Consider the following 12,148-nt stretch of genomic DNA (forward strand, 5'->3'; position numbering starts at 1 on the left):
CCTGACCGTCAACGGTATTGGAGGAAGACGTTGTCTCGCCCGAACTGGTCACGCAGGGCTTGAATCAACGCATCCGCCGGGTCGATCCGCCAAGTCTCGCCAAACTGCAGCAAGGCCTTCGCATCGGGGCTCGTGTACTCCATGGTAATCGGGCAGGCGCCGCGATGACGTTTGAACAACTCACCCAGCCAGCGTAGCTGATCGCCCTTCAAATCCTTGGTCTGCAACTTCAATCGCAGGCTTTCGGCGAGGTTGGTGCGCGCATCTTCCATGCTCATCACCCGTTTGACCCGCAGGCGCAAACCACCGGAGAAATCGTCGTTGCTGACTTCGCCTTCAACCACCACCATCGCGTCAGTCTGCAACAGCGAATGCGCCGAGTGGAACGCTTCTGCAAACAGCGAAGCTTCGATTCGCCCAGAGCGATCGTCAAGGGTGATGAACCCCATCTTGTCGCCCTTTTTGTTCTTCATCACGCGCAGGGCGATGATCATGCCCGCGACGGTCTGGGTATCGCGAGCCGGCTTCAGGTCGATGATGCGCTGGCGGGCAAACCGGCGGATCTCGCCTTCGTATTCGTCAATCGGGTGACCGGTCAGGTACAGGCCCAGCGTGTCTTTCTCGCCTTTGAGGCGCTCCTTCAACGTCAGCTCTTTCGCCTTGCGGTGATTGGCATAGACGTCCGCATCGGCTTCGACGAACAGCCCGCCAAACAGGTCGGCGTGGCCACTGTCGTGGGTGCGAGCGGTTTGCTCGGCGGCCTTGATCGCCCCTTCCATCGCGTTGAGCAACACCGCGCGGTTCTGGTCGATGCTCGCTTGATAGGCTTTCGGTTCGTCATGGAAATACGGCCCCAGACGATCCAGTGCACCGCTGCGGATCAAGCCGTCGAGGGTGCGTTTGTTGATGCGCTTGAGGTCGACACGGGCGCAGAAATCGAACAGGTCCTTGAACGGCCCATCCTGACGCGCCTCGGTGATCGCTTCTACCGGCCCTTCGCCCACACCCTTGATCGCGCCGAGGCCGTAAATGATCCGGCCTTCGTCATTGACCGTGAACTTGAACTCCGAAGTATTCACATCCGGCGCGTCGAGACGCAGCTTCATGGTGCGAATTTCTTCGATCAAGGTCACGACCTTGTCGGTGTTGTGCATGTCCGCCGAGAGTACCGCCGCCATGAACGGCGCCGGGTAATGCGTTTTCAGCCACGCCGTCTGATACGACACCAGGCCGTATGCAGCGGAGTGAGATTTGTTGAAGCCGTAACCGGCGAATTTTTCCACCAGGTCGAAAATGTTACCGGCCAGGTCAGCTTCGATATTGTTGGTCTTGCAACCTTCAATGAAACCGCCGCGCTGCTTGGCCATTTCCTCGGGCTTTTTCTTACCCATGGCTCGACGCAGCATGTCTGCACCGCCGAGGGTGTAACCGGCCATGACCTGGGCAATCTGCATCACCTGTTCCTGATACAGAATGATGCCGTAAGTCGGAGCCAACACAGGCTTGAGGCCTTCGTACTGGTAATCCGAGTGCGGGTACGCCAGTTCGGCGCGACCGTGCTTACGGTTGATAAAGTCGTCAACCATGCCCGATTGCAACGGGCCCGGACGGAACAGGGCCACCAGTGCGATCAAGTCTTCCAGGCAGTCGGGCTTGAGCTTCTTGATCAGCTCTTTCATGCCGCGAGACTCAAGCTGGAACACTGCGGTGGTTTCAGCTTTTTGCAGCAGTTGATAAGTCGGCTTGTCATCCAGCGGGATAAACGCGATGTCCAGCGGCGGCTCATCGACCTTGGCGCGGTCGCGGTTGATGGTTTTCAGCGCCCAGTCGATCACCGTCAGGGTACGCAGGCCGAGGAAGTCGAACTTCACCAGGCCGGCGGCTTCAACGTCGTCCTTGTCGAACTGGGTCACCAGACCGTCGCCGGCCTCGTCGCAATAGATCGGCGAAAAGTCAGTGAGTTTGGTCGGCGCGATGACCACACCACCGGCGTGCTTGCCGACGTTACGCACAACGCCTTCAAGTTTGCGCGCCATTTCCCAGATTTCCGCGGCTTCTTCATCGACCTTGATGAAATCACGGAGGATTTCTTCTTGCTCGTAGGCTTTTTCCAGGGTCATGCCGACTTCGAACGGAATCATCTTCGACAGACGATCCGCCAGTCCGTAGGACTTGCCCTGCACCCGCGCCACGTCACGGACCACAGCCTTGGCCGCCATGGAACCGAAGGTGATGATTTGACTGACGGCGTTGCGACCGTATTTCTCGGCCACGTAGTCGATCACCCGATCACGACCGTCCATGCAGAAGTCGACGTCGAAGTCGGGCATCGAGACCCGTTCCGGGTTGAGGAAGCGTTCGAACAGCAGGTCGTATTCCAGCGGGTCGAGGTCGGTGATCTTCTGCACATAGGCCACCAGCGAACCGGCACCCGAACCACGGCCCGGACCTACCGGTACGCCGTTGCTCTTGGCCCACTGGATAAAGTCCATCACGATCAGGAAATAACCGGGGAAGCCCATCTGGATGATGATATCCAGCTCGAAATTCAGCCGGTCGACGTAGACCTGGCGCTTGGCTTCGTAATCTTCAGTGGTGTCCTTGGGCAGCAGCACGCTGAGGCGGTCTTCAAGACCGTCGAAAGACACCTTGCGGAAATACTCGTCGATGGTCATGCCATCGGGAATCGGGAAGTTGGGCAGGAAGTGCGTGCCCAGCTTCACTTCGATGTTGCAGCGCTTGGCGATCTCGACCGTGTTTTCCAGCGCTTCGGGAATGTCGCTGAACAGCTCGGCCATTTCCTCGGCGGTTTTCAGGTATTGCTGATCGCTGTAATTCTTCGAGCGTCGCGGATCGTCGAGGGCGCGGCCCTCACCGATGCAAACACGGGTCTCGTGAGCGGCGAAATCTTCCTGCTTGATGAAACGAACATCGTTGGTCGCCACCAGTGGCGCACCGATTTTCTCGGCCAGGGCCACGGCGCCGTGCAGTTGCTCTTCATCATTGGGGCGACTGGTGCGCTGGATTTCCAGGTAAAAGCGATCCGGGAACACGGCCATCCATTCCCGCGCCAGTTTTTCCGCTTCAGCCGGGTTGCCACTGAGCATCGCCAGGCCGATCTCACCCTCTTTCGCCGCCGACAGCATGATCAAGCCTTCGCTGGCCTCAGCCACCCACTCGCGCTCGATGATCACCGAGCCATTGCGCTGGCCGTCGATGAAACCACGCGAGATCAGCTCGGTCAGGTTGCGATAACCGACCGCGTTCATCGCCAACAGGCTGATCCGGCTCAGGGCATTGTCCGGATCCTTGTTCGACAGCCACAGGTCAGCGCCGCAGATCGGCTTGATGCCTGCGCCCATGGCTGCTTTATAGAATTTGACCAGGGAACACATGTTGTTCTGGTCGGTGACCGCTACGGCAGGCATGTTCATGCCGACCAGGGTCTTGACCAGCGGTTTGATCCGCACCAGACCGTCGACCAGGGAGTATTCAGTGTGCAGGCGTAGATGGACGAATGAAGCCGGCATAGTGATCCTGCGTTAAGTCATGAAAACAACAAGGCCCGGATTGTACCGGGCCTTGGCGAAAACATCAGCCTTGCGACTAACTCTCGATCAGGCTTTCCCGCGCTTCATACGCCAGCCGCACCGGCGCGAACGAGCGACGGTGAATCGGGGTCGGGCCCAAGCGAGCCAGCGCTTCCAGATGAACGGGCGTCGGGTAGCCTTTGTGCCCGCCGATGCCGTAGCCCGGGTAAATCAATTCGAAGGCGGCCATCTCGCGGTCGCGGCTGACCTTGGCCAGAATCGACGCGGCGGCGATGGCAGGAACCTTGCCGTCGCCCTGCACCACCGCTTCGGCGCGCATGGACAGTTTCGGACAGCGGTTACCGTCGATCATCGCCAGTTTCGGCTGAATGTGCAGGCCCTCGATTGCGCGCTGCATCGCCAGCATCGTGGCATGGAGGATGTTGAGCTCGTCGATTTCTTCGACTTCGGCGCGGGCGATGCACCAGCTCAGGGCTTTTTCGCAAATTTCGTCGTAGAGCTTTTCGCGGCGCGCTTCGGTGAGTTTCTTCGAGTCATTCAGACCGAGGATCGGGCGATTCGGATCGAGGATCACCGCGGCAGTCACCACGGCACCGCAAAGTGGGCCGCGTCCGACTTCGTCAACACCGGCAACCAGTTCTTCGACTTCGGCGACCAAGGTGAAATCCAGGCCCATCTGTATCACTTTTGTCATTGTGTTTTGCCGATCAGATTCAGTACCGCGTCGGCTGCCTGGTTGGAGGCGTCCAGGCGCAAGGTACGGTGGATTTCGTCGAAACCGCGGGTTTGTTCTTCTCCACCTTCGATCAGGGGCGACAACGTCTGGGCCAGCGCTTCAACGGTTGCGTCATCCTGAAGCAACTCGGGCACTAACAGGCGCTGGGCCAACAGGTTCGGCAAGGACACATAGGGACTTTTCACCATGCGCTTGAGGATCCAGAACGTCAGCGGCGCCAGGCGATAGGCGACTACCATCGGCCGTTTGTACAGCAACGCTTCAAGCGTAGCCGTTCCGGAGGCAATCAACACCGCGTCGCAGGCGGCGAGCGCCAGATGGGAATTGCCGTCGAGCAAAGTCAACGGCAGGTCGCGACCGGCGAGCAACTCTTCAAGTTGCACGCGGCGCTGAGGGCTGGCGCAAGGCATCACGAACCGTACGCCGGGGCGCATGGCGCGCAAACGCTGGGCGGTGTCGAGGAACAACGCCCCCAGACGGCCGACTTCGCCACCGCGACTGCCCGGCATTAGCGCGACCAAGGGCCCATCCGGCAAACCGAGTTCGGCCCGCGCGGCGGCGCGATCGGCTTCAAGCGGGATTGCATCGGCCAGCGAGTGCCCGACAAACCGCACCGGCACGCCCTTCTCTTCGTAGAATTTGGCCTCGAACGGGAACAGCGTCAGCATCAGGTCGCAACCCTCGCGAATCTTCAGCACCCGCTTCTGCCGCCACGCCCACACCGACGGGCTGACGTAATGCACGGTCTTGATCCCGGCCTGACGCAGTTTCAGTTCGATATTGAGATTGAAATCCGGGGCATCGATACCGATGAAAACGTCCGGTTTCTCGGCGATCAGGTCAGCGATCAGCTTCTTGCGACGTTTCAACAACTCGCGCAGCCGACCCAGCACTTCCACCAGGCCCATGACCGAGAGACGTTCCATCGGGAAATACGAGTTCAGGCCTTCAGCCTGCATCAGCGGACCGCCAACCCCTATGAACTCGACCGCCGGATGCTGTGCCTTGAGCGCGCGCATAAGACCGGCGCCGAGAATGTCACCGGAAGCCTCACCCGCCACCAGCGCAATACGCAGATTAGCCATGGTTAACGCGTGATGCCGCGGGTCGAAGACTGGATGGAGTCACGAAACACCGCGACTTCCGGAAACTGTGCCGAAGGTTCGGCCAGTTCGGCGAGCGCTTGCTCAACGGTCAGGCCCTGACGGTAAACCGTCTTGTAGGCGCGCCGCAGGGCATGAATCGCGTCTTCGCTGAAACCGCGACGGCGCATGCCTTCGAAGTTCATGCTGCGGGCTTCGGCGGGGTTGCCGAACACCGTGACGTACGCGGGCACATCCTTGCCAATGGCGGTGCCCATGCCGGAAAAGCTGTGGGCGCCGATGTGGCAATACTGATGAACCAGGGTGAAGCCGGACAGGATCGCCCAGTCCTGGACGTGCACATGGCCAGCCAACGCCGTGTTGTTGACCAGAATGCAGTGGTTGCCGATGACGCTGTCGTGGCCGATGTGGGCGTAGGCCATGATCAGGTTGTGATCGCCCAGGGTCGTTTCCGCACGATCCTGAATGGTCCCGCGGTGAATCGTCACGCCTTCGCGGATGATGTTGTGATCACCGATGACCAGGCGTGTTTCTTCGCCCTTGTATTTCAGATCGGGCGTGTCCTCGCCTACCGAAGAAAACTGGTAGATGCGGTTGTGCTTACCAATTCGGGTCGGACCTTTGAGAATTACATGTGGCCCGATCACTGTCCCCTCGCCGATTTCCACACCAGCGCCGATGATCGACCAAGGGCCGACCTCGACGTCGTCGGCCAGAACGGCCGTCGGATCGATGATTGCGCGAGGGTCAATCAAACTCATACTTTTTGTTCCGCACAGATGATCTCGGCCGAGCAGACCGGCTTGCCATCCACCGAGGCCTGGCATTCAAACTTCCAGATCTTGCGCTTGCAGCTGATGAACCTGGCTTCGAGGATCAACTGGTCGCCAGGCTTGACTGGCTGACGGAAACGCAATTTGTCGGAACCGACGAAGTAGTACAGGGTGCCATCAGCCGGCTTCACGTCCAGCATCTTGAAACCAAGGATCCCGGCAGCCTGAGCCATCGCTTCGATGATCAGTACGCCCGGCATGATTGGATGCGCAGGGAAGTGACCATTGAAGAACGGTTCGTTGATGCTGACATTCTTGTAGGCGCGAATGCGCTTGCCTTCCACATCCAGATCCACGACCCGGTCCACCAGCAGGAACGGGTAACGGTGAGGCAGGTATTCGCGAATCTCGTTGATGTCCATCATTTCGGGAGGAAGCCTATGTAAAGATTGGGAACGCGCGACTGACGCGCGCTCCGCTAGCAAATCAAGGAGGCAGTCTAGCGGCTGTGCACACTTGATATGGAAATGGTATCAGCCATCTGATGAAGCATTACCGTCAGGGGTCACGTCCCCAACGCGCTTTTCCAGCTGTCGCAGCCGTCGCGCGATGTCATCGAGCTGACGGAGGCGTGCCGCGCTTTTGCGCCATTCGGCAGCCGGTTGCATGGCCGTACCGGAAGAATAGGAGCCCGGCTCGGTAATCGAGTGGGTCACCATGGTCATCCCGGTGATGAAAACCTTGTCGCAAATTTCGATATGCCCCACCAGCCCTACGCCACCGGCCAGCATGCAATGCTTGCCGATCTTGGTGCTGCCGGAAATGCCCACGCACGCGGCCATGGCGGTGTGATCACCGATCTGCACGTTGTGGGCAATCTGAATCTGGTTGTCGAGTTTGACGCCATTACCGATGACCGTATCCGCCAGCGCACCACGGTCGATGGCGGTATTCACGCCAATCTCCACGTCGTCGCCAACCAGCACACCACCGATCTGGGCGATTTTCTGCCAGATGCCTTTCTCGTTGGCAAAACCGAAACCTTCGCCCCCCAGAACCGCACCGGATTGAATCACCACACGCTTGCCAATGCGCACGTCGTGATACAGCGTGACTTTCGGGGCCAGCCAGCCGCCCTCGCCGATTTCGCTGCGGGCGCCGATGAAGCAGTGCGCGCCGACGGTCACACCGGCAGCAATACGCGCAGCGCTTTCGATCACGGCAAAGGCACCGATACTCGCCGCCGGATCGACCACCGCGTCCTCGGCCACGACTGCCGTCGGATGAATACCGGCAGCTGCTTTCGGCTTGGGATCGAACAGGTGGGAAATACGTGCGTAGGCCAGGTAAGGGTCGGGCACTACCAGCGCATCACCGGAAAAACCGTCGGCGTCAGCGGCCTTCAGCAACAAGGCTGCGGCCTGGCTGTCCACCAGGTATTTACGGTATTGAGGATTTGCCAGAAAGCTCAACTGAGCTGGGCCAGCCTCTTGCAAAGTGGCTAGCCCAGTAATTTCCTTCTCCGGGTCGCCACGCAGGGTGGCGCCGAGGAACTCGGCCAACTGGCCGAGTTTTATGGTCGCTGTCATGGATTACTTCAGCTGATTCATGCGCTCGATAACCTGGCGAGTGATGTCGTACTGAGGTTTGACATCAATCACTGCGCCACGCTCGAAGACCAGGTCAAAAGCACCTTTCTTGATGACTTCTTCCACAGCGCCGTCCAGTTTCGGCTTGAGCTGCTTCAGCATTTCACGGTCGGCAACGGCTTTGGCTTCGTTCAGCTCCTTGGACTGGAACTGGAAGTCACGGGCCTTTTGCTTGAATTCAAGCTCCAGACGCTCGCGCTCGCCTTGCTGCATCTTGTCGCCGCCCGCCATCAGGCGGTCCTGAATGCCCTTGGCGCTGCTTTCCAGCGTCTTGAGCTTGCTCAGCTGCGGGCCAAATTTCTTCTCGGCATCCACGGCGTATTTCTTGGCCGCGTCGGACTCCAGCAGAGCCATCTGATAGTTCAGAACGGCGATTTTCATGTCGGCAAAAGCCGGACCTGCTACCAGTACGGTCGCCAGGAGAACCAATTGAGTCAACTTACGCACGATGCACTCCTACAAAATCCATTGTCGTTATCTTGGGTCAGACGCTTAGAACGTCTGGCCGAGGGAGAATTGGAACACTTGAGTTTCAGCCTCATCCGGTTTCTTGATCGGCATGGCCAACGCGAAACTCAGAGGACCCAGTGCGGTGACCCACGTCACACCTACACCGACGGAACTGGCCATGTTGCTCAGGCTGATGTCGTTGCACTTGGTGTTGGACGACGAACCGTTTGCGTTGGTGCTGTCCTTACACGTCGAGTCGAAAACGTTACCCACATCCCAGAATACCGAAGTACGCAGGGAACGTTGATCCTTGACGAACGGCAGAGGGAACAGAAGCTCGACACCGCCCTGGATCAGGACGTTACCACCGAACGGCAGAGGATCCTGGTCCGGGTCAAGCGCTGTACCCGGGTTGGTGCCACGGCTCGGCGTACTGCGAGGACCCAGGGTGCTGTCCTTGAAGCCACGAACCGAGTTGAAACCACCAGCATAGTAGTTTTCATAGAACGGCAAGCCGTCGGTCGAACCATAACCATCGCCATAGCCCAGCTCGGTGTGCAGACGCATGGTGTAGTTTTCGCTCAGTGGCTGGAACAACTGGCCACGGTAGTCGAGTTTGAAGAACGACAAGTCACTGCCCGGCGTCGTGGTTTCCAGCACCAGACTTTGGGAATGTCCGCGGGTGGCCAGCACGCCCTTGTTCAGGGTCGACTCGGACCAACCGGCCGAAGCCTTGAAGTTGAGGTAGTTGTCGCCTTCCTTGTTAACGAAGTCGAAGATCTCGTCAACGGTGTACAGGCCCGTCTTGATCTTGTCCTGTTGCGCGGTCAGGCCGAAGGTCAGACGCGAGGTTTCGCTGATCGGATAACCGACGCTCACACCCGCACCCAGGCTGTCTACGGCGTAGCTGGCCACGTCGACGTCGAGGTCTTTGTAGTCAGTGGTGCGATAGAACGCGTTGTAACCCAGGCTCACACCGTCAGCCGTCCAGTACGGGTCGACATAACCGAAGTTATAGCGGCTCTGGTATTCACTGCGGGTCAGGCCGATGCTGACCTTGTTACCGGTACCGAGGAAGTTGTTCTGGGTGATCGAACCACCGAGGATCAGACCGGCGCTCTGTGCGAAACCGACGCTGGCAGTGATCGAACCGGACGCCTGTTCTTCAACGCTGTAGTTCACGTCAACCTGGTCGTCGACACCCGGTACGGCCGGGGTCTCGACGTTGACTTCCTTGAAGAAGCCCAGACGCTCAAGACGGGTCTTGGATTGGTCGATCAGGTAAGTCGACGCCCAGCCACCTTCCATCTGGCGCATTTCACGACGCAGCACTTCGTCTTCGGACTTGGTGTTGCCGCGGAAGTTGATGCGGTTGACGTAGGCGCGCTTGCCTGGATCGACGGCGAACGTGATGTCTACCGTGTGATCTTCATCGTGCGGCTGAGGCACACCGTTGACGTTGGCGAAGGTGTAACCCTCGTTACCGAGACGGCGGGTGATCAGTTCGGACGTGGTGGTCATCAGCTTGCGCGAGAACACCTGACCTTTCTGTACCAGCAGCAACGACTTGACCTGGTCTTCAGGGACTTTCAGGTCACCGCTGAGCTTGACGTCACGAACGGTGTACTTATCGCCTTCGTTGACGTTGACAGTAATGTAGACGTGTTTCTTGTCCGGGGTGATGGACACCTGGGTCGAAGCGATATCCATGTTGATATAGCCGCGGTCCAGGTAGTAGGAGCGCAGACGCTCCAGGTCACCGGAAAGCTTTTCACGTGCGTACTTGTCGTCGTTCTTGAAGAACGACAACCAGTTGGTGGTCTTGAGTTCGAACAGGTCGATCAGGTCTTCGTCAGGGAAAACCGTGTTACCCACCACGTTGATGTGCTGGATAGCGGCGACGGTGCCTTCGTTGATATTGACCTTCAGTGCCACGCGGTTACGCGGCTGCGACACCACTTCGGTGTCGACGGTAGCGGAGTAACGACCCTGAGCGACGTATTGGCGCTGCAGTTCGTTACGCACACCTTCGAGGGTGGCGCGCTGGAAGATTTCGCCTTCGGCCAGGCCGGATTGCTTGAGGCCCTTCATCAGGTCTTCAGTGGAGATCGCCTTGTTACCCTCGATCTCGATACTGGCAACCGACGGACGCTCGACTACTGTAATGACCAGGACGTTGCCATCGCGGCCCAGCTGGATATCTTGAAAGAACCCGGTTTTGAACAGCGCACGAGTGGATTCCACCAGGCGACGATCATCCGCCTGTTCACCGACGTTCAACGGCAAGGCACCAAAGACACTACCCGCGGAGACCCGCTGGAGGCCATTGACGCGAATATCAGAGATAGTGAAGGACTCGGCGTGAACTTCGGCGATCATCAATACGGTGAGAACCGCAGTTAGCAGCAGACGTTTCATGAAGTCCTTTCTTATTCCAACTGGCAATAAACAAACTGCCGCAAAATGCGGCAGATTCGCAATTCAGCGAAGTGTTACAGACGGCCCAAATCATTGACCAGAGCAAGCAACATCACCCCGACCACCAAACTGATACCGATCTGTATCCCCCAACCCTGCACCCGATCCGACAAGGGACGACCACGCGCCCACTCGATCAGATAAAACAACAAATGCCCCCCATCCAGTACAGGAATGGGCAACAAATTCAGAACTCCCAGGCTAATACTCAGATAAGCAAGGAAATTCAGGAAATCAGCGACGCCCGACTGGGCAGAAGCGCCCGCCACTTTAGCAATGGTTATCGGTCCACTCAAGTTTTTTACCGAGAGCTCACCGAACAACATTTTCTTTAGCGAATCGAGGGTCAGTACGCTCATGGTCCAGGTGCGTCGCGCGCCCTCGTCAATCGCTGCCAAAGGCCCGTAACTGACCTCGCGAATCATCTCTGGCGGCCAGTCGATTGCTTTCACGCCAGCCCCAAGATAACCACTGGGTGCCTTTTTCTCGCCACGCGCAGCCAGCGTCACGGGGACGTCGATTTGAGCACCCTCGCGCTCGACGCGCAGCATGATTTTGCTATCCGGACGCAAACGAACGGTATCGACCACCTGTTGCCAGTCATCCAGAGCCTTGCCATCCAGGGCCAACAAACGGTCACCGGTTTTCAGGCCGGCAGCCTGCGCCGGGCCTTTCGGATCGATTTCAGCAAGGACGGGCGGCAACGCCGGACGCCACGGACGAATACCCAGCGAGCGGATCGGATCCGGCTCCTCGGCGCCCTTGAGCCATTTGTCCAGCACCAGCTCACGCGGCGAGTCCGCCGTGGAACCCTGCTCACGGACCAGCACCTGAAGCGCACCGCTCTCGCCGAGACGACGAACCAGCTGCAGATTCACCGCGCCCCAGCCCGATGTCGGCTCGCCATCAATCGCAATAATTTCCTGACCCGGGCTCAAACCCGCCTTGGCGGCAATGCTCCCGGACTCAACAGCACCAATGACCGGGCGCACTTGCTCGCTGCCGAGCATGGCGAGCACCCAGAAGAAAATCATCGCCAGTAAAAAGTTGGCAATCGGCCCGGCCGAGACGATGGCAATGCGCTGGCGCACGGTTTTGCGATTGAAGGATTGATCGAGCTGATCGGCCGGCACTTCGCCTTCGCGCTCGTCGAGCATTTTCACATAGCCGCCCAGCGGAATGGCGGCGACGACGAACTCGGTACCTTGCTTGTCGTGCCAGCGCAGCAACGGCATACCGAAGCCTACGGAGAAACGCAGCACTTTGACCCCACAGCGACGTGCGACCCAGAAATGGCCGAATTCGTGGAAGGTGACCAGCACACCCAATGCAATCAGGGTGCCGACAATCATATAGAGCGCGCTCATCTACTTTCTCCGCAATCCTATCCAGTGCTGCATGGGCCAAC

The 12,148-nt window shown here is 58.6% G+C and carries 9 protein-coding genes; all 9 read right to left on the reverse strand.

Annotated features, from left to right (window positions below; translation table 11 throughout):
• Positions 1 to 8 precede the first annotated feature (8 nt).
• Complete coding sequence (dnaE, locus tag F8N62_RS05210; protein WP_150709944.1) at positions 9 to 3,530, reverse strand: DNA polymerase III subunit alpha; 3,522 nt, start codon at positions 3,528 to 3,530, stop codon at positions 9 to 11.
• Positions 3,531 to 3,606: 76 nt separating this feature from the next.
• Positions 3,607 to 4,233, reverse strand: coding sequence for a ribonuclease HII (rnhB, locus tag F8N62_RS05215; RefSeq protein ID WP_045060138.1), 627 nt, complete (start codon positions 4,231 to 4,233; stop codon positions 3,607 to 3,609).
• Positions 4,234 to 4,241: 8 nt separating this feature from the next.
• Entirely contained in the window at positions 4,242 to 5,372 is a 1,131-nt protein-coding gene (gene lpxB, locus F8N62_RS05220; RefSeq protein WP_150709946.1) for a lipid-A-disaccharide synthase, read from the reverse strand.
• Between the two features lie 2 nt (positions 5,373 to 5,374).
• Positions 5,375 to 6,151, reverse strand: coding sequence for an acyl-ACP--UDP-N-acetylglucosamine O-acyltransferase (gene lpxA, locus F8N62_RS05225; RefSeq protein ID WP_150709947.1), 777 nt, complete (start codon positions 6,149 to 6,151; stop codon positions 5,375 to 5,377).
• Entirely contained in the window at positions 6,148 to 6,588 is a 441-nt protein-coding gene (fabZ, locus tag F8N62_RS05230) for a 3-hydroxyacyl-ACP dehydratase FabZ (protein WP_150709948.1), read from the reverse strand. The genes lpxA and fabZ overlap by 4 nt, the downstream gene beginning before the upstream one ends.
• A gap of 108 nt (positions 6,589 to 6,696) precedes the next feature.
• The gene (gene lpxD / locus F8N62_RS05235) at positions 6,697 to 7,752 is read right to left on the reverse strand and encodes a UDP-3-O-(3-hydroxymyristoyl)glucosamine N-acyltransferase (RefSeq protein ID WP_150709949.1); all 1,056 of its coding nucleotides are present in this window, start codon (positions 7,750 to 7,752) and stop codon (positions 6,697 to 6,699) included.
• Between the two features lie 3 nt (positions 7,753 to 7,755).
• Positions 7,756 to 8,259, reverse strand: coding sequence for an OmpH family outer membrane protein (locus F8N62_RS05240; RefSeq protein WP_150709950.1), 504 nt, complete (start codon positions 8,257 to 8,259; stop codon positions 7,756 to 7,758).
• A gap of 45 nt (positions 8,260 to 8,304) precedes the next feature.
• Positions 8,305 to 10,680 carry an outer membrane protein assembly factor BamA gene (bamA, locus tag F8N62_RS05245; RefSeq protein WP_150709951.1) on the reverse strand — a complete coding sequence of 792 codons (2,376 nt, stop codon included), beginning with the start codon at positions 10,678 to 10,680 and terminating at the stop codon, positions 8,305 to 8,307.
• Between the two features lie 74 nt (positions 10,681 to 10,754).
• Positions 10,755 to 12,107 carry a sigma E protease regulator RseP gene (gene rseP / locus F8N62_RS05250; RefSeq protein WP_150709952.1) on the reverse strand — a complete coding sequence of 451 codons (1,353 nt, stop codon included), beginning with the start codon at positions 12,105 to 12,107 and terminating at the stop codon, positions 10,755 to 10,757.
• Between the last annotated feature and the right edge of the window lie 41 nt (positions 12,108 to 12,148).

It is taken from the genome of Pseudomonas fluorescens, assembly GCF_902497785.1.
Taxonomy (GTDB): Bacteria; Pseudomonadota; Gammaproteobacteria; order Pseudomonadales; family Pseudomonadaceae; genus Aquipseudomonas; species Aquipseudomonas fluorescens_BO.